An 18963-nucleotide genomic window follows, 5' to 3' on the forward strand; every position below is an offset into this window, starting at 1 on the left:
GTTCGCGCCGATTATCAGGGAGGAATCGATGGGCAAAGCTGCATTCACGCTGTTCCGGGGAGCGCTGCTCGCTTCCGCCGCCGCCGTCGCGGTGCCCGCGATGGGCCAGGCCGGGCCCGCCGCGGACCCGCAGGATCAGCCCGTCGGTTCGGCCCTGGCCGATCCCGTCGCGCAGGCGGCCCAGGCAGCGCAGGACAGCGATGTCGTCGTCACCGGCGCGCGCGATACGCAGCGCACCTCGATCGAATTCAAACGCAATTCGAGCATGATCGTCGACGGCATCGTCAGCGACGAGATCGGCGCGACGCCCGACAACTCGGTCGGCGACACGCTGGAGCGGATCACCGGCGTCACCGCCGATCGCTTCAAGGGCAATGCCAACGAACTGTCGGTGCGCGGCCTCGGCCCCACGCTCAGCTTCTCGACGTTCAACGGCCGCGAGGTATCGACCGCCGGCCCGGACCGCTCGGTCGCGTTCCAGCAGTTTCCGTCCGAGCTGGTCAACGGCGTGCTGGTCTACAAGTCGCAGCAGGCCGACCTGCTCGAAGGCGGTGTTGCCGGCGTCATCGAGCTGCGATCTCTGAAGCCGCTCGACTATGGCAAGCGCCGCATCCAGTTCGAGGTGCGCGGCGATTTCCAGCCCAAGGATGACGACGTCTACGGTCACGACGGCCTCGGCTACCGCGCCAACATCTCCTACACCGACCAGTTCAGGACGGGCATCGGCGATATCGGCATCTCGATCGGTTACCAGCGTCAGGATACCAGTGCGCCGGAAGATTATTACAACGGCAATTCCGTGTTTCAGGTCTGCAACACGATCGCCAACAATCCGTCGCAGGTGACCGGCGCCGCCGCGGCGCTGGTCGCGTCGGGTGCGGGCGCCAACTGCGCCTTCGCCACCGGCCCGCGTTCGGTCGCGCCATCGACGGGCGCGACACCGGTGCTGGTCGGCGAGACGCGCGGCGACTATTATTTCGCCAATTCCTCGCGCAGCTTCCGCACCCAGGCGACGTCCGAAGTCCGCGACGGCCTGATCGGCGCTCTGCAATGGCGCCCGCATCCCGATTTCGAGATCGCTTTCGACGGGCAATATTCGAACCGCGCCAGCCTGGAGGATCGCAACGTCCTGCAGATCACGGAAGGGCTGCGCGGCCTCCAGCCGCTGGTGATCGGCAACGGATCGAACGGCTATTCGACCGGCGCGCTGATGAGCTATCGCGGCAATTCTAACCTGGAAAACCAGCTCGAGACCCGCCAGCGCAACGAGGAATATATCGGCGGCGGCCTCAACCTGCGGTGGACGCCGGATCGCTGGACGATCTCCGCCGACGCCAGCTTCTCCAGCTCGCACCGCACCGAGACACAGAAACAGACGCGCATGCGCTCGACGACGCGCGTGCCCTACACGCTGACCTATGAAGGCGAGAATGTCGTACCCACCGTCGATTTCGGCGCGTTCGACATCACCAGCCACGCCAATTTCCTGGCGCCCGCCGCCAACGCGGTCTACGCGCGCCGCCGCTTCGCGACCGACCGGCGCGACGAGATCTGGGCGGGCCGGTTCGACGTCACGCGCGACTTCGATGGCTTCATCCGTTCGGTGAAGGCGGGCGGGCGGTTTTCCGACCATCACCGCACCAACGACAATGCGCGCAACAACGACCTGAACACCCTCGTTGCGCTGAACGGCCAGACGCCGGCGCAGCTCATCACCCAGGCGAACCAGAACTGCCGCGTGCCGTTCACCACGCAAAGCTACATGAAGGGCGAAGGCACCAACGTCACCCGCTGGGCGACATTCGACAACGATTGCCTGTTCCGCACCTTCACCGGCAGCGACGACGCGCTGCCCACCCCCGCCGACGGCCGCGACCCGAGCGACATCGACGTGCGCGAACGCATCTGGGCGGCCTATGCGATGGCGAATTTCCGTTCCGACCTCGGCGCCACGCCGATCAGCGGCAACGTCGGCCTGCGCTGGGTGAAGACCGACATCACCTCGGTCGGTTTCCGCCAGGCGTATCTCATCACGGTGGATAGCGGCGCCGACAGCTACACCGTCGCGGTCGATCCTACGGGCACGCTCCAGACCAACACGGCGAAGGGCAGCTATAATTACCTGCTGCCCAGCGCGAACGTCGCGTTCGACGTGTCTCAGCAGCTGAAGCTGCGCCTCGCCGCGTATCGCGCGATCGCTCGTTCGGGAATCGAGAGCTTCGGTGCGGGGATCAACCTCAACCCGTCGACCGGTACCGGGGGACTCAACACCATCATCTTCAACGCGACCACGGGCAATCCGAACCTGAAACCGCTGCGGTCTTGGAACGCCGATGCCAGCGTCGAGCTCTATGCGTCGAAAGACACGTTGATCGCGCTCGCCGGCTATTACAAATGGGCGACGGGCGCGGTGATCGGCCGGTCGGAAGCGATCCCGACCAATATCACCGTCACCACGATCACCGATGGCGGTCCGCGCCAGACGCAGAATTTGACGATCAACCCGGTCGCATCGGCCAACGACACCGAGACGCGCCACGTCTACGGCATCGAAGGGACGCTGAACCACGCCTTCACCTGGTTGCCCGCGCCGCTCGACGGGTTCGGTATCCAGGCGTCGGCCAACCGGGCGTTCGCCAACTTCGAATACTCCGACACGTCGAGCAACCCAATCTCGGCCTATCTCGACCCGTCGAACCTGATCGGCCTGTCCAAATGGTCGGCCAGCGGATCGGTCTATTACGAGAAATGGGGCCTCTCGCTGCGCGCGAACCTTCGCTACCGCTCGGGCTATTACAAGCCCAACGGCGGCACCAACCGCGAGATCCGCGACGGCACCTATCTGAACCTGTCGGCGCAGTACAACATCAACCGCAACGTCCAGCTGAAGCTGCAGGCGCTCAACGTCACCGGCGAGAAGGACGTGATGTACAAGGCCGGCTACGACAGCATCGCCGAGGTGTCGAACGGCAGCACCCAGTATTTCTTCGGCTTCCGCGTCCGCCTGTGACGCCCGTGAACCTTGGCTGGACCATCCTCCTCCCGGTCCTTGCCGCCACCGCCGCCGCGGGGCCAGCCCTCGCGGCGGCGGATTTTTCGGTTCCCCGTCTCGAACGCGCCTCGATGTGCCGGGGCGTCGATGGCCATGCCGCCGGGTTCGGCGGGCGACGCACCTTCGTGCTCGATCCTGCGCAGCTGACCGCGACGAAGGCGGCACGTGACAGCGATCCCGCCGTCCGCGCCGCCTACGCCCAGCTGATCGCGCGCGCCGACGCCGCGCTGGCGCGCAAGCCCGGATCGGTGATGGACAAGACGACCATCCCGCCATCGGGCGACCGCCACGACTATATCAGCCTCGGCCCCTATTGGTGGCCCGATCCCGCCAATCCCAAGGGGCCATACCAGCGCCGCGACGGCGACGTGAATCCGGAACGCGACGGCCGCCGCTTCGATCGCACCGCGCTCGGCCGGATGAACGGCGACGCCGCGACATTGGGCCTTGCCTATTACTTCAGCGACGACGCGCGCTATGCGACACAGGCGGCGGCGGTGGTGCGCGCCTGGTTCCTCGATCCGGCGACGCGGATGAACCCCAACATGACGCATGCCCAGATGGTGCCGGGCCGCGCCGACGGGCGGCCGGAGGGTGTGCTCGACACGTCGGGCATGATGGCCGTGATCGAAGCGGTCGGGCTGATCGCTCCCTCAGGCGCGCTGAACCCCGATGAGGTAAGGGCGCTGGAGGCGTGGTTCGGACGCTATCTCGACTGGTTGCAGTCGAGCCCCAACGGCAAGGGCGAGCGCGCCGCGCGCAACAACCACGGCATCTGGTACGACGCGCAGGCTATGAGCTTTGCGCTGTTCGCGCGCCGCCCCGATGTCGCTGAAAAGACCCTGCTGGCCTTTCCCAAGACGCGGATCGCCACACAGATGACGCCGGACGGCGCCCTGCCCGCCGAACTCGCCCGCACGCGCAGCTTCCATTACTCGATCTACGCGCTGGCGCCGGCCTATGACGTCGCGGCACTCGGCACCTGCCTCGGCTACGACCTGTGGCGCTATGCCGACGCGAAGGGCCGCGGCCTCAGGCGCGCGACCGACTATCTCGCCCCCTATCGTGGCCGGGCGGAAGCGTGGCCGGGCAAGGAGATGACATGGCCCGCCGAGGCGCTCGACACGCTGTTGACCCGCGCCGAGGCGATCTGGGGGCCGGGCGCCTATCCGGCCGAAGCGAGCGAGGCGGCGCTGCTGCAATATCGCCCCGCGAACCCGCGCTGATCGTTGCACTGGCCGCGGCGGCCGGGCTGGTTGCCAGTCCGCCGGCATCGGCGCAGGTCGCGACCGAGCGGTTCGGCACAGCCGAGGGCGGCCGGCCGGTCGATCTCCATCGGCTGGTCAACGCGCGCGGCATGACGGTCGAACTCACCGGGCGCGGCGCGGCGATCGTGCGGATCGCGCTGGCGGAAGCGGACGGGCGCCTGACGGAGATGGTGGTCGGCCCGCCAGCCCTTGCCGGGCTGATCGCCAGTGCGCGGCGCTATGGCGCGATCGTCGGACGCTATGCCGGCCGTCTGCGCGGGTCGGTGGAGATCGCCGGGCAGCGCCATGACCTCGCGGTCAACGCGAGCGGCGTCACCCTCCATGGCGGCGATCCGGGCTTCGACCGCGCGCTGTGGAGCGCCCGCCCGTTCGAGACCGCCGACACGATCGGCGTCGCCTTCACCCATGTGAGCCGCGACGGCGACCAGGGATTTCCGGGGACGCTGAGCGTCACCGCGCGCTACACGCTGGCGCGCCACGCCGACGCCCTGACCCTCGATATCACCGCGACGGCTGACCGTCCGACGATCGCAAACATGACCAACCACGTCTATTTCGATTTGTCGGGCGGGCGGGGCCTTGGCTGCCAGACCCTGACGGTCGACGCGCCGCGGCGGGTGGCGATCGATGCGCGCAAGCTGCCGACCGGCACGCTTCCAGCGGTGGCGGGCACACCGCTCGATTTCACGCGCGGTCGCGCGCTCGCCGGGGTGATCGCGGACGGCGGGGTCGACGAGATGCTGGTGCTGGGCCGCAGCCGTACCGCCCGGCTGACCGATCGCCCGACCGGGCGGGTGCTGACGCTGACCACCGACCAGCCGGGCCTGCAGGTCTTCACCGGCAACGGCTTCGACGGCACCGATCGCGACAGGGCGGGGCGGCCGATCGTGCGCCATGCCGGGATCGCGCTGGAACCCGGCAATTTCTCCGATGCCCCCAACGTTCGCGGCTTTCCCGACGCGCGGGTTGCGCCGGGTCGATCCTATCGCTGGCGCGCGACATGGCATTTCACGCGCGAGGCGGCGCAGCCATGCCGGTGATCGGCCGGCACGCGCTGCCGGCAATGCTCGCCTCGGCAAGGTCTGGACGGCCCCGGCCTGCATCGCCTTCATGCCCCCATCGCGACGGGCGCGTCAGGCCGCGAGCAAACTGCGCGCCTCTTCGTGAAAGGCGAGCGCCAGCCGCGACGGCTTCGACTGGGCCGAGGTGACGAAGGCATAGTCGTGCAGGATGTCGGGCGCGAATGGCCGCGCGACCAGCGGCGGCGCGAGATAACGGCGGGCGAGTAGCGCATTGACGATGGCGATACCCACGCCCCGCGCGGCGAGCGCGCATGCCGATCCATGCGTATGCGTCTCGATCGCTACGGTCGGGCGCAGGCCGGCGCCGGCAAACACCGTATCGACCTGCGATCGCCACTGCCGTCCCGATCCCAGCAGGATCAGCGGGGCGCCACGCAGCAGCTCGGGTGTCAGCACGCTCTCCCGCGCCAGCGGATGCCCCTCCACCAGCGCACAGATCGATCCGCTGGACACCAGCGGCGTGCAGTGCAGGTCGGCATCGTCGACCGGCATCTTCATGAAGCCGCAATCGACCACGCGGGTCGCGATCATCATCTTCGCGGTCTCGGCGCTGCGCGAATCGAGATTGAAGCGCACGCCGGGAAATCGCGCGAGGAAGCTGGCGACGATCTCCGGCAACAGCCCCTCGGCGAAGCTGGGTGGTGCCACCACGCGCAGTTCGCCCACCGCCGATGTCGCGATGTCGGCGACCAGGCTATCGACGCGGCGCAGCCCGGCGAGCGCAAGCTCCACCTCCGCCGCCAGCAATATGCCGTCCTTGGTGGGAATCAGCCGCCCGCGATCGCGGTAGAACAACTCGAAGCCCACGCTCGCCTCGACCTGCGCCAGGATGCGGCTGACCGCCGGCTGCGTCATACCCAGGTTGCGCCCCGCCTCGGTCGCCGAGGTCGTCCGCATTATCTCCGCGATTGTCGCCAGCGCACGCACGCTGAGGCCGCGGGCCGGCTGGCGCGGCTCTCCGCTCATCGTCCGCGCTCAGGGGATGACGGGCAGCACCACATGTGATGCCCGCGCGCCGCCCAGATGGATAGTGTTGCGCGCGACCTGCGGCGGCGCGTCCGCATCACGCCAGTCACTGTTGGGATTGACGTCGAAATGCGGGAAGTTGCTGCTCGACACCTCGATGCGGATGCGGTGGCCGGCCAGGAACAGGTTGCTGGTCGGGAAGCTGGCAATGGTGATCGCATGAACCTCGCCCGGCGTCATCGGTTCGGGATGCTCGAAGGAATTGCGGAACCGCGCGCGCAGGATGCCATGCGCGAGGTTCATCGCATAGCCCTGCGGATAGTCCGCGCTCGCCGGATGGACATCGACCAGCTTGATCGTGAAATCGGTGTCGATCGCCGACGAACTGACGAACAGGTGCGCGACCACGCTGCCGGTCACCTCGACGGCGGCGTCGAGCGGCGCGGTCTCGAACACCAGCACGTCGTCGCGGTCGGCCAGCGCGCGGCCGGGATGGCGCGCGCCGAACAGCGTGGCCGTCTCGCGCTGGTCATAGGCGCCGGCGAACATCAATGGCGCGCCCGACGCGATCGCGCCGCCGATCGTCGGCACCGGATCGGACGGATCGAAATCATAGGACAGCGTCGCTTCCGGTGCCGCCTCGGCATCCAGGCGTCCGTCGGCATGCAACTCCAGCCGCGTCGGCATCGTCCGCGCAGGCGGCCATTCGCCCTCGTCGCGCCAGTGCCCGCCGTGATCGAGCCGTCCCTCCGCCGTCCGCCGTCCGCTACCGCCCCCCATCACGAAGATGCGCACCGGCGCCGACAGCGGATCGGGTGTGTCGAGCCCGCGCAGGTGGCGATCGAACCAGGCGCGGCGCAGCGCGAAATAGTCGGCGCCGACCTGCCCGTCGAGCACGGCATCGGGGCCGAAATCGACGTCGCCGGCATGCGAGACGGACCGCTGCCCGTGCGTCCACGGCCCCAGCACCAGCCTGACCGGCCCGCGCTTGATCGGGGCAAGGCCGGTGAAATTGTCGATCGCGGTCTGCGAATAGGGATCATACCAGCTCGACAGGTGCACCATCGGCACGTCGGCGAAGCGATCATATGAGCCGCGCGCATAGAGCCCGTTGCGGCGCCAGAAGGGCGAGAAACGATCCTCGTCCCATTGTTCGACGACGTAGCGTTCATATTCGGGCGCGGCGGCGAGCGGGGAGTGGCCAATCCGCCACCGCCGCCCGATCCAGTCGCCGATATCCTCCGCCTCCAGCGCGGCGCGGCGCGACGGATCTGCCTCGGTCTCCGGCGCGAGCAGCGCGTGCTTGCGTGCCCAGGTCAGCTGCTTCAGCTCGAACGCCCCGCCCTGCCGCGCGCCACCGTGGAACGCGCTGGAGAACCCCCCTGAATCGAGGAACATCGCCGCCAGCCCCGGCGGATCGAGGCAGGCGAGCGCCGCCTGGACATGCGCGCCGTAGGACAGGCCGAGCGTGCCGATGCGACCGTCGCACCACGGCTGGTCGCGCAGCCACGCGAGCGTATCGACACCGTCATCGCCTTCCGACAGATATTTGGTGAAGGCGCCTTCCGATCCATATCGCCCGCGACAATCCTGCAGGACGAAGGCATAGCCCGCGTCGGCGAACCAGCGCGCGATCTCCGGCTTGGATCGCGGCTCGGGCGCGGCGCGGGTGAAGTCGCCGTGGTTGGTGCCGCGCTTGTCATAGGGCGTGCGTTCGAGCAGCACCGGGAACGGTCCGTCGCCCGCCGGCAGATAGACGTCGGTCGCCAGCCGCACGCCGTCGCGCATCGGCACCATGATGTCGGCGATCATCGCGCGACGGGCATCGCATAGGTCGCCGGCGCGCCGGGGCCGACCGGCAGCGACAGCGCGGTCCAGCCGGTCACCAGGATCAGGCCGGTCAGCCCGATCGCGATCGAGAAGGGCAGCATCATCGCGATCAGCGATCCGACGCCGAACCCCTTCACCCAGCGCTGGCACATCACCAGCACCAGCACGAAATTGGACGCGACCGGCGTCACGATGTTGAAGATCGAATCGCCCATCCGATAGGCGGCGGTGGTCATTTCCGGGCTGACGCCCAGCAGCATCAGCAGCGGCACCGCGATCGGCGCCATCACGCTCCACTTCGCGCTGGCCGATCCGATCAGCAGGTCGAACACCGACGACATCAGCAGCAGCATGACGAGCAGCAGCGGCACCGGCAGCGCGATCGCGCGGAGTTGCTCGGCGCCCTCGATCGCCATCACCGGCCCGAGGTTCGACCAGCCGAACAGCGCGACGAAATGCGCGGCGAAGAAGACGATGACGACATAGGGCGAGAGATCGCGGATGCCTTCACCCATCATCCGCACGACGTCGCGGTGCGACCGGACCGTCCCCGCCGCCGCGCCGAAAGCCCAGCCACAGGCGAGGAACAGCAGGAAGAAACCGGCGATCAGCGCGGTGTAGAAGGGCGACAGCCGCGCCGCGCCCTCTGCCGTGTCGTCGATCAGCGGGCTGTAGCCGGGCATCAGCGCGAGCGCGGCGAAACCGGCGATCACGACCAGCGCGGCGATCCCGGCGCGTCGCAGTCCGCGCCGCTGCGCCTCGGTCAGCACATCGACCGGCGCGGCGAGCCCGGCGTCGGGGCCGTCAGCCCGCCAGCGCGCCAGGCGCGGCTCGACGATGCGGTCGCACACGAACCAGACGACCGGGACCAGCACCAGCCCGAGTACCGCGGTGAACCACCAGTTGCCCAGCGGGTTGAGCGGGTAGGCCGGCACGATCAGTTGCGCCGCCGCCTGGGTGATGCCCAGCATCAGCACGTCGAACTGGCCGGGCAGCAGATTGGCGGCGAACGCGCCCGATATGCCGGCATAGGCCGCCGCGATGCCGGCCAGCGGGTGGCGCCCCGCCTCGGCATAGACGATCGCCGCCAGCGGGATCAGTACGACATAGGCCGCGTCCGCCGCCTGGTGCGAGAGGAGGCCGACGAAATAGGTCGCCGGTGTGAGCCAGCGGATCGGCAGGTTGCGTACCGCCCGCGCGATCAACACGGTGAACAGCCCGGCGCGCTCGGCGACCGCTGCACCCAGCATCACCACCAGCACGAAGCCCAGCGGCGGGAACGCCGCCAGCGTCTTGGGCATGTCGACCAGCAGGCGGCGCATGTTCTTTTCGGAGAACAGGCTTTCCACCGCGATACGCTCGCCCGACGACGGATTGATCGCACTCCACCCCGCCTGCGCGGCGATGGCGGAGGCGATCATCACGCACGCGATCAGCGCGACGAAGATGAACGCCGGGTCGGGCAGCGCATTGCCCAGCCGCTCGATCCGGTCGAGCCAGCCGCGCCGCCCGCCTCTCCCCTGCTCGTCCACGATGGTCAGCCCCCGATCGGTCGGTCGGCCTACATCTTCACCGAGAAGCGCGCGTAGAGGAAGCGACCCCGCGCGTCATAGGTGTAGATGTCATAGTTGATCGGCGCATTGGCGTAGGACGCCGGCGGCTGGCGGTCGAACAGGTTGTTGACCCCCAGCCCGAAGCGCGCGCGGCCGTCCTGCACGTCGAAGCCGACTTCGGCATCGATATAGGTGACGGAACGGGTCCGCGCGTCCTTCACCGCGTTCACCACGTCGGTGGTCGGGCCGATATAGCGCGCGCGCAGCACGACGTCGGCGGCTTCGCTGGTCCAGTTGAGCGATGCCTGTCCCTTCCACCGCGGATAGGTCGATCGCGGCTGGTCGCCCTTGCCGGCGCGGTTGTCGACGATCGTGCCGCCGGTTGCCGGATCGGGCGAGACGGTGCGGAACGAGCCGAGGTAGCTCGCGTCGACCACCGCGCCGAACCGGCCGATCCCGGTCGAGAAATCATAGCGCAGCGTCGCATCGACGCCGTCGGTGCTGATCGAATTCAGGTTCTGCGCGCCCTGCAGCAGGCGCAGCACCGCACCGGTGCCGGCGTCGCGCTGGACGAGGTCGCAGAACACCCCGGCCCGCAGCGCGCAGAGCTGCAGGATCTGCGTCGCCGACTGGGCGGCGATCGCGTCCTTGATCTTGATGTTGTAGTAATCGACCGTCAGCGACAGCCCGCGCATCGGCGTCAGCGCGACGCCGGCGCTGATGCTGTCCGACGTTTCCGGCTTCAGGTTGCGGTTGCCGCTGATGACGCCGGGGATCAGGCCGTTGAGGTTGTAGTTCGCCTGGTTGTAGGCCGCCGGAATGCCCGCGCAGCCGGGCCGCGCGGGGTTGGCGCCGCCGTTGCACGGATCGGTGCCCTGGAAGCTCGTCTCGCGCGCGCCCTGGTAGAGTTCGAGGATGGACGGAGCGCGGAACCCCTGGGCATAGGTGCCGCGCAGCAGCAGTGCCTCGAACGGTCGGTATCCGGCGCCGGCCTTGAACGTCGCCTTGCCGCCGACCGTCGAATAGTCGGAATAGCGACCGGCGAGGCTGAGATCGAGGGCCTTGCCGAGCGGCGAATCCTTGAGCAGCGGGATCGACAGTTCGCCATACACCTCGTGCAGGTCGTAGCTGCCGACGGTGGCGGTGCGCGTCTGCGCCGTGGTGCGCGCATAGAGCGAGGGATTGAGGTAGAGCGAGGCCGAATTGGCGAAGGCGTCGGGCCGGTCGACGCCCTTGTTGCGGCGATATTCATAGCCGACCGCAAGGCCGACGTCCCCGGCCGGCAGCGCGAACAGGGTGCCCGTCGCGTTGACGGTCGCGTTCCACAATTCGGTCTGGTTCGATTCGCGCGTGGTGAAGCGGACATATTCGGCCTGCGCCGCCGTCATCGGGCCGAACAGGTTGACCGGCACGCACCCCGCCGTCGCCGCGCAGGTCGCCGGATTGCCCAGCCCCAGGAACAGATTGTCGTAGTTGATGCCGTTCAGCGCGGACGATTGGATCGCGTTCTTCGAATAGCTGGCGAACACGTCCCATTTCCAGCGGTTGCCGAACAGCTGCAGGGCGCCGTCGAGCCCGCCGGCGACGCGCCACGTCTCGACATCCTGGATGTTGTCGCGGTTGCCGACGTCGGTCATCACCCGGCGGATGCGGAACGCCGAGGTAGCCGCGAAGCCCAGCGCGTTGGCGGTCGGCACGCCGTTGGCGGTGCCGAACGGGTTGAACGCCTGGGTGTTGGGGATCGAGAAGCCGCGCACCGTGCCTGCGGTGCCGCCGATATCGAGCAGCACCGGCGAGAACAGCTGGTTCGACTTGCGGCGGTTGTACAGCCCCTCGACATGGAACTCGATGTCGTCGGACAGGTCATAGCCGAACCGGCCATAGGCGCCCCAGCGTTCGGACGGGCCGGTCGAATAGATGCCCTGCGCCTGGGTGTTGTAGAAATCGCCGGGCAGCGCCGCGGTGCGCAGCGAATTGTCGGCCAGCGCACCGGCGCCGTACGGCGTCCCGGTGAAGGTAACCGGGGATGCCGCGCTGGCGAAGCCGGCCGCCGTTCCGAAATAGGCGTTGGCGGCGAGGCCAGGCAGGATGAACAGCCCCGCCGGGCTGGTGCCGACCGCGGTCGCGGGAACCAGCGTCTGCGTCGTGAGCGCGCGCGCGTCGGTGCGGATCGGCTCGGACTTGAAATAGCTGCCCGACAGGATCAGCGAGGCGCGGTCCCAGCGCTTACCCGCGGTCAGAATCGCGGTATATTCGGCACCGTCACCCCTGTCGGTGGTCGCCGCGCGGGCCGACGCGCGCAGGCCGTCGAACGGGCGCACCGTCTTGATATTGACCACGCCCGCGATGGCGTCGGCGCCATAGATCGCCGACGCGCCGTCCTTCAGCACCTCGACCCCGTCAATCATCCCCATCGGCATGGTGTTGAGATCGACGAAGTCGCGGAAGCCGCGCTGGCCGACACCGTCGACCCAGCGATGCCCGTCGACCAGCACCAGCACGCGGTTGCCACTGCCTTCACCGCCGCCCAGGTAGCGCAGGTTGATCGATGCCGCGCCGTAGGACGTGCCCTGGGTGCCGTTCGAATTGAGGCTGACGCCGGCCGACGGCAGCTTCTGGAGCAGTTCGCCGGGCGATGCCGTGCCCGATTTGGCGATATCGTCTGCGGTCAGCGTCAGCAGCGGGCCGAGCGTCGCGGTGTCGCGGCGCTGGATGCGCGATCCGGTGACGATCACCTCGCCGTCGTCGGCCGGACTGGCGGCGGTCGCATCGTCGGCGGTGACGACCGGCGCACCCTGCTGGGCGGCGGCCGGCGCGGCCAGCGCGATCGTGCTGGCGGTGAGCAGGGCGATGCCCTTCAGACGGTTCGCTAAGGTCATCTTCAATCTCCCCCCTCGGTCATCGCCGATTCGCCGCCAAGCTAGCCGCATCGACGCGGCGCGAAACGGGATGATGCTGCTTCATCGGGCCATATCGCGGATGATATGGCGTTGCCGCCCTGCGGCGTTGATCGATATGCCCTGTCGGCGAAAGGGGAGCGGGGATGATCGAAGGCTTCACTCGCCGGGGGGTGCTGGCAGGCGCGATGGCGCTCCCGGTCGCGCCGGCGCTGGCGCAGCGGCGGCGGCCGATCCGCGCGATCCTGCTCGGCCAGTCGCTGATCCACGAGGATCTGTGCGCGGGGCCGTGGCCCGGCCTCGACGGCATCCGCGCGGCGCTGGCCGGCGCCGATGTGGTGTTCACCGATCTGGAAACCGCGATCGAAGGCCCCGGCGCCGGACCGGCGACACGCACCGGCGAGACGCTGCATACCGCGCCTGCCTATGTCATCGACTGCCTGAAGTCGCTCGGCGTGTCGATCGTCACCACCGCCAACAACCATGCGTGGGATCTCGGATCGACCGGCATCCTGACCGCGATCGATGCGCTCGACCGTCGCGGCATCATCCATGCCGGCACTGGCCGCGATATCGATACCGCCTTCGCGCCCGCGGTCCAGCAGACGCCGGCCGGCGCCTTTGCGCTGGTATCGGCCGCGACCGGCGCGATCCGCGACGGCGCGGGCGCCACACCCAACCGCGCCGGCGTGGCCGAACTGCGGCGGCTGGCGTCGGGCGAGCTTGATGCGGGCGATGTCGCGCGATCGCTCGATGCGATCCGCCGGGCTCGTGCCGACGGCGCAACGGTGTTGTTCTGCCTGCACAACCATCATTGGGAGCCGGTCCAGTCGGACACGCCGGCGTTCCAGCGGGCCTTCGCGCGCCAGTGCATCGACGCTGGCGCCGCCGCCTTCGTCGCGCACGGCACTCCGCTGATGCAGGGGATCGAGCGCTACAAGGGGGCGCCGCTGTTCCACGGCCTGGGCAATTTCATCTTCCAGACCCGCAAGGTCGACGGCTTCTACAAGGAACCGACCTGGCGCTCGCTGATCGTCGACGCGCGCTTCCGCGACGGTTGCTTCCTGTCGGCGACGCTGATCCCGGTGGGGCTCGATGCGAGCAAGCATGGCGGAGAATTCTCACGCGGCACGCCCGGCCTGCTGGCGGGCGCCACCCGGCGGCGGCTGTGATTTTGGGATTCCCGCTCGCAAGGCAAGGGGCATCGGCCCTCCGACCACGCCATCGGCAGCACGGGATTCCGCCAATACGACGGGCGTGACCGTCGCACGGCGCGTGCGTTCCAGCGTTCAGCGGGTTGAGCCGCTCGGCCGCATCGGCCATGAAGCCTCCATGCGTTTCCTTGCCTCCGCCGCGCTGATCGCCTCGATGGTCGTGCTGGCCAGTTGCGTGCCGCAGCCCAGGGCACCGGCCCCCGCTCCCGCGCCGCCGCCGCGCCCGGTCCCTGTGCCAAGGCCCGCACCGCCGCCGGCGGCGCCAGCTTCCAGCGACTGGCGCGACTGGCCGATCACGCCGGGGACGTGGAGCTATGCCTCGCGCGGCGCCGGGGCGACGGCGAGCTTCGGCCAGCCCGGCACCACGCCGCTGCTGACCCTGCGTTGCGACAAAGGGGCCAACGCCGTCCATCTGATCCGCGCGGGCGACGCGCGCGGAACCGGCTTCACCGTCCGTACCTCCACGACGATGCGCGCGCTGCCTGTCGAGCCGACCGGATCGGGCGCGACCACGGCGGTACTGAAGCCCGACGACCGGCTGCTCGACGCGATCGGGTTCAGCCGGGGGCGCTTCGTATTGGAAAGTCCTCCGCTCGGCACGCTGGTGGTGCCAGCCTGGCCCGAGATCCTGCGCGTGGTCGAGGATTGTCGGGGCTAGGGTCAGGACCCATTATTCGTGGTGGTCGTGATTGCCCGAACGTGTTCGTCCGGCAAGGAGCGGGGTGCAGCAGGTAGCGGCGCTACCTGCAAGACCCGCGACGCAGCCGGCGGGCGCGTCCGGGCAACCGCACAAGCGGCGGGCGGAGCAGGCCAAGGCTCCGACGAGGCGCAGCATCGTCGGACAGGCTGCGGAGGGGGATTTAGGCCCAGGGCGTCGTCGCTCGTCGGTCACGATGCACAAGCATCGCTCCGTTCCTCGCTTCTAGCCCTGAACCGAAATCCGCTCCGTCACGACCACCACGAATAATGGGTCCTGACCCTAAACACCCAACGCGGTTCGTAACATCGGGCGAGACTGTCGGAACGCCTGTTCAAGTGTTGCGCGATCGCGGTAATCGTTGCGGCGACCTGGCAAATATAATGTATTCGTCCGATTGAATCTCAGCATCGCCCGCTCTCGTTGTCGGAAGGGGAGGGGGCTGTTCTCCGCCCCATTACTCAACCATTGGCGCTATCGCGCGGCGATCCAAATTGCCCAGGTCACGCATCGCCGCCGGGTAGAAACGAAGGCCGTCGGTGACGAGGGTTTCCGCTTTGCCGTGCCGCCTCAGTGCCTTTTCAGGAAGGTCGGAACCGCCGATTTGTCGCGTTTTCCGGTGACATGGCTCTCCAGAATTTCGCACTGCTGATCGATGGCGCGCCAGAGATACACCATCTCGCCGTTCAGCCTGACCTACAGTTCATCAAGATGCCATTAGAACGGCAGCCACTTGGATTTCTCGCTGAAGCGCATGTAACCGATGTTCGCGCCCAGCCGCCAGCCGACGCCAAGGCGGATCGGGATCAGCACGATGTTGCCGCGCCGCAGATAGGTCGCGGCGAACCCGCCGACGAAGAACACGCGGCCCTCGCCCGCCGGAAAGCGCTTGTAGATGTCCTGCGTGTCATAGAGGTTGTAGGCCAGCACGAAGACCTTGCTGGCGTCACCCCCAACGTCGAAGCCCAGCGACGGCCCGGTCCAGTATATCTCGCGCTGCCCCTCCACCCGGTGGGTCATCACGCCCGAGCCGTAGCGCAGCCCGACGACGAAGGCGCCGCCTGCCTCGCGACCGGCGATATAGGCGTTGGGCTCGCCCTGCTCGCGCAGGATACGCTCGACCATCCCGGCAAGCCCTTCCGCGCCCTTGCCGAACACGCCTTCGGCGGCGGCGAGCAGATCGTCGCGCTTGTAGGTCGGCGCGGCCTCGGCCGCTGTGGCGCGGGCGGGATCGATCGCCGGGGTGGCATAGGCGTCGGGCGGGGGGAGGTCGGTGCCCGGATCGACCGGCATGTCCGGTGCGGGGCGATAGGGGGTTGCGGGTGCCTGCTGGGCAGCCGGCGGGCGCGGCGCCAGATCGGCGTCGATCGCGCTGTTGGGATCGACGCTGCGTACCTGGGCGGCGAGCGGCGTCGCGACGAGCGAGAGCGCGACCGCGATGCGCCCCATGACCTTCAACAGTCGCATGATTTCAAACCCCCAACCCGACCCGCCGCCGACTATGCGCGCGCCGGATTGCCCGGCAATGAACGCGCGACGAACCGAATCGAATTCGGGGTCGAGCCGAGTCGAAAAACCGCGTGACGACGCGGTTGATCCCCCGGCGCCCCATCGCTATAGCCGCGCTTCCGCCGCATCCGGAGACGTGGGTGAGTGGCTGAAACCAACGCTTTGCTAAAGCGTCATACGGGAAACCGTATCGAGGGTTCGAATCCCTCCGTCTCCGCCAATTGCACTCCCCGAGCGTAGCCTTTCGAAGCCGCCTCACGTTCGGAAACACACGAAAAACAGCCATTTTGTCCACCGGTTCGCGAACGGTTGCGCCGTTCGTGTCCGTTCGTATTCGCTCTTTCCCTTCCAAAATCGGGGTCCTAAACGGGGTCCCAGATGAACGGAGCGCGAACATGAAGCTTACCCACGCGAAAATTAGGGCGGCGAAGCCCCATCCCAGCCCGTCCAGCGCTCGCCGCCGCGCCAAATATGGCGACGGACGGGGTCTGTGGTTGCTGGTGGACCCGGAGGGCAACAAGACATGGGCGTTCTTCTACACAGTGGATAAGCGCTCGCGCCAAATTGGGCTGGGCAGATTGAGTGTCCGCGACGGCGACGAAGGGCTCACCCTCGATCAGGCCCGCGACAAAGCGCAGGACTATCGCAGATTGGTCAAGGGAGGCATCGACCCCGCGCCAGTGCAGCGCGAGCGCCGGGCCGCGCCGCCGCCCCATGCGCCGGTGATCGAGCAGACCGGCCCGACATTCAAGGAACTGGCCGAAACCGTCGTCAAGCAGCAGACCGCGACGATGACGAACAAGAAGGCGGTGGCGCAATGGACCTCCACCCTCGAAAGCTACGCCTTCCCGACGCTCGGCACGAAACCGATTGAGACTGTCACCGCCTCCGACGTTCGCAAGGTGCTGGAAGCGATCTGGCAGGAGATACCGGAGACGGCCAGCCGCCTTCGCCAGCGTATCCTCAAGGTGCTCGACTACGCGGCGGAGCATGGTCACTTGGGAGAGGACGCGCTGCTCAAAATCAGGCGATCCGCGCTCGCGCTCAAGAAGGTGACGAGCGACGATGACGAGGGCCACGCCGCTATGCCCGCCGACGAAGTTCCGATGTTTATGGTTAGGCTGGCGGATCGGCCCGGCTTCGCAGCGCGAGCGCTCCAGTTCTTGATGTTGACCGCGACGCGGTCCGGGCAGGTGCGTGGCGCGACTTGGGATGAGATCGACCTCGACAAGGGGCTTTGGGTCACGCCGCGCGCTCGCATGAAGAAGCGCCATAGCGATCATCGCGTGCCGTTGAGCGCGCCAGCCTTAGCGCTGCTTCGGGCATTGCCCCGCGACGCGGAGAGCAACCTCGTTTTTCCATCCCCCACAAAGCCCGGCAACCCTGTCTCAGATGGAACGCTCGGCAAGATTATGCGCGACATGGGCGTGACCGACGCCGTTCCGCACGGCTTTCGCACCAGCTTCTCTACATGGGTGGCGGAGCGAACCGGCTTCGATAGCCAACTTGTCGAGGCGGCGCTTCACCACGCTGACGAGAACAAGGTGAGGAAGGCATATCAGCGCACCGACTTCCTCGACAAGCGCGGGCCGCTGATGGAGGCGTGGGGCGCGTTTGTCACCGGCACCGGCTCAGGCGATAACGTCGTGCCCTTGCGGGCCGCGCAATGACCGATAATGAGACGCCACGCCAAGCTACCGCGCGGATTGTCGCGCGTTACGCGGACGCCGCACATTGTCCTGATTGGACAGGCGATGGCTCTACGCCGCCGTGGGACACAGTGAGCGCAGCCGATAAGGCGGGCTTCGAGGTGTTCGTTAATCGAGCGCTCGATTGGCTTGAGGCGGAGGTTCGGCGGGTACGGATAGCGGAGATCGAAGCGGCAGGCATCCTTGAACGCGCCGCGCCGCTGCTCTCCAAGGCTTTAGAGCGAGCCGGGCCGGGGTTAGCGAACCGCGCCGCCGGAATGCGGCTCATCAAACCCAATCTGACAATCAACGACATGGTCAGATTAGAACGGCGCGCGGAGAACGGTCAGCTTGAGCGGTCTGGCCCTACATCGTCCGATGACGCGGAGCGGGCGCAAACGCCGACCGCGCGAGCCGCGCGAGACGTGGACTGGATGCGGCTCGCAATCTTTCCCCGCTTCTGGCCGGGAAATGAGCGACGCACCTTGTCGCCGAAGGCCGAAGAAATTGCAGCGAGGCGGCAAAGCACGACGGCGAAGGCCGTGAAGAGTTGGCGTGAAAACGACAAACCTAGATAAGCACCCTTGCATTCCTATAGTTTCGAGTGTTTCTAATACTTCTCCTGTCCTCTTTTATCTGCGGAAGTATTCTTTAATTTCTCTCTATCGACAAGCCGATAGTGAGATAAGCAATGCAACCGATGTTCTTGCGGATGAAGGACGTTTCGACCTTAATCGGTTTGAAGCCTGCTGCGATTGATCGAGCGATCCGCGCGGGAGCTTTCCCCCGTCCTTTTCTCATCGGCGTCAAGGCGAAGGGATGGGATCGGGAGGAAATTGAGGCTTGGAGACGGCAACGCGCCGCCGACCGCGCTAACTATGCTGACCCGGCTGTTCCGACGCCCTTGAGCGATGGTGAGCGAGCCGCGCGATACGAAGCCGCGCGCGGTTGAGCGCGGGTCGTGGGCGGCGATGACGAATGCGAGTTCACCGGGCCGCTAGTCGTCCTCCGCGCGGAAGGCGACGCGATCCTTGTGCTGATCGAACCGCCGTTGCCGGACGGCGATCATCGTCGCGCCTTCGCCGCGAAGGAAACCGCCTGGCAATACGCGCAGTCTCTTTGGACCTCTGCGCGCACCGGCGTGCGCGACGAAACCATCGGCAACTTCGGGCACGTCGGGCCGCGTAGCGCAACGCGAGAAAGATAG

14 protein-coding genes, 1 tRNA gene and 1 pseudogene are annotated in these 18963 nt (G+C 67.6%); 10 read left to right on the forward strand and 6 right to left on the reverse strand.

Annotated elements, in window-relative coordinates; translation table 11 throughout:
- The first annotated feature begins 28 nt into the window (after nucleotides 1-28).
- The 3 genes from VYI76_RS14530 (at nucleotide 29) to VYI76_RS14540 (ending at nucleotide 5360) form a co-directional block, all read left to right on the forward strand.
- Nucleotides 29-3010, forward strand: coding sequence for a TonB-dependent receptor (locus VYI76_RS14530; protein WP_326525506.1), 2982 nt, complete (start codon nucleotides 29-31; stop codon nucleotides 3008-3010).
- Nucleotides 3007-4278: an alginate lyase family protein gene (locus VYI76_RS14535; protein WP_326525507.1), complete on the forward strand. Its 1272-nt coding sequence runs from the start codon at nucleotides 3007-3009 to the stop codon at nucleotides 4276-4278. Before VYI76_RS14530 ends, VYI76_RS14535 begins: the two co-directional genes overlap by 4 nt.
- A 113-nt stretch (nucleotides 4279-4391) precedes the next feature.
- Nucleotides 4392-5360, forward strand: coding sequence for an aldose epimerase family protein (locus VYI76_RS14540; protein WP_326525739.1), 969 nt, complete (start codon nucleotides 4392-4394; stop codon nucleotides 5358-5360).
- 93 nt (nucleotides 5361-5453) lie between these two features.
- Here the strand turns inward: VYI76_RS14540 and VYI76_RS14545 are convergent, their stop codons facing one another.
- From VYI76_RS14545 to VYI76_RS14560, 4 genes are read right to left on the reverse strand one after another with little or no spacing between them, the layout of a single operon-like run.
- A complete protein-coding gene (locus VYI76_RS14545; RefSeq protein ID WP_326525508.1) occupies nucleotides 5454-6368 on the reverse strand; it encodes a LysR family transcriptional regulator in 915 nt (304 codons plus the stop codon).
- A gap of 9 nt (nucleotides 6369-6377) precedes the next feature.
- Nucleotides 6378-8180 carry a CocE/NonD family hydrolase gene (locus VYI76_RS14550; protein WP_326525509.1) on the reverse strand — a complete coding sequence of 601 codons (1803 nt, stop codon included), beginning with the start codon at nucleotides 8178-8180 and terminating at the stop codon, nucleotides 6378-6380.
- On the reverse strand, nucleotides 8177-9730 hold the full coding sequence (locus VYI76_RS14555) for an AbgT family transporter (protein ID WP_326525510.1): 1554 nt from the start codon (nucleotides 9728-9730) through the stop codon (nucleotides 8177-8179). The genes VYI76_RS14550 and VYI76_RS14555 overlap by 4 nt, the downstream gene beginning before the upstream one ends.
- Before the next feature lie 29 nt (nucleotides 9731-9759).
- Nucleotides 9760-12630, reverse strand: coding sequence for a TonB-dependent receptor (locus VYI76_RS14560; RefSeq protein ID WP_326525511.1), 2871 nt, complete (start codon nucleotides 12628-12630; stop codon nucleotides 9760-9762).
- Nucleotides 12631-12794: 164 nt separating this feature from the next.
- On the opposite strand from VYI76_RS14560, the gene VYI76_RS14565 reads away from it, so the two are divergent.
- Nucleotides 12795-13820, forward strand: coding sequence for a CapA family protein (locus tag VYI76_RS14565; protein WP_326525512.1), 1026 nt, complete (start codon nucleotides 12795-12797; stop codon nucleotides 13818-13820).
- A gap of 85 nt (nucleotides 13821-13905) precedes the next feature.
- Nucleotides 13906-14520, forward strand: a complete 615-nt coding sequence (locus tag VYI76_RS14570; RefSeq protein WP_326525513.1) for a hypothetical protein — start codon at nucleotides 13906-13908, stop codon at nucleotides 14518-14520.
- Between the two features lie 420 nt (nucleotides 14521-14940).
- On the opposite strand, the pseudogene VYI76_RS16835 reads toward VYI76_RS14570, so the two are convergent.
- Nucleotides 14941-15276: pseudogene (locus tag VYI76_RS16835) on the reverse strand (DDE-type integrase/transposase/recombinase); the annotation flags it as partial.
- The gene (locus tag VYI76_RS14580) at nucleotides 15277-16026 is read right to left on the reverse strand and encodes a DUF1134 domain-containing protein (RefSeq protein WP_326525514.1); all 750 of its coding nucleotides are present in this window, start codon (nucleotides 16024-16026) and stop codon (nucleotides 15277-15279) included.
- Between the two features lie 172 nt (nucleotides 16027-16198).
- Between VYI76_RS14580 and VYI76_RS14585 the strand changes: the two genes are divergently transcribed.
- From VYI76_RS14585 to VYI76_RS14605, 5 genes are all read left to right on the forward strand, one after another.
- A tRNA-Ser gene (locus VYI76_RS14585) sits at nucleotides 16199-16288 on the forward strand.
- A gap of 175 nt (nucleotides 16289-16463) precedes the next feature.
- Entirely contained in the window at nucleotides 16464-17738 is a 1275-nt protein-coding gene (locus tag VYI76_RS14590; protein WP_326525515.1) for a tyrosine-type recombinase/integrase, read from the forward strand.
- Nucleotides 17739-17848: 110 nt separating this feature from the next.
- The gene (locus VYI76_RS14595; RefSeq protein WP_326525516.1) at nucleotides 17849-18334 is read left to right on the forward strand and encodes a hypothetical protein; all 486 of its coding nucleotides are present in this window, start codon (nucleotides 17849-17851) and stop codon (nucleotides 18332-18334) included.
- Nucleotides 18335-18468: 134 nt separating this feature from the next.
- Nucleotides 18469-18708 carry a helix-turn-helix transcriptional regulator gene (locus VYI76_RS14600; RefSeq protein ID WP_326525517.1) on the forward strand — a complete coding sequence of 80 codons (240 nt, stop codon included), beginning with the start codon at nucleotides 18469-18471 and terminating at the stop codon, nucleotides 18706-18708.
- Between the two features lie 9 nt (nucleotides 18709-18717).
- Nucleotides 18718-18963 carry a hypothetical protein gene (locus tag VYI76_RS14605; RefSeq protein WP_326525518.1) on the forward strand — a complete coding sequence of 82 codons (246 nt, stop codon included), beginning with the start codon at nucleotides 18718-18720 and terminating at the stop codon, nucleotides 18961-18963.

It is taken from the genome of Sphingomonas sp. (genome assembly GCF_035910975.1).
Classification (GTDB): domain Bacteria; phylum Pseudomonadota; class Alphaproteobacteria; order Sphingomonadales; family Sphingomonadaceae; genus Sphingomonas.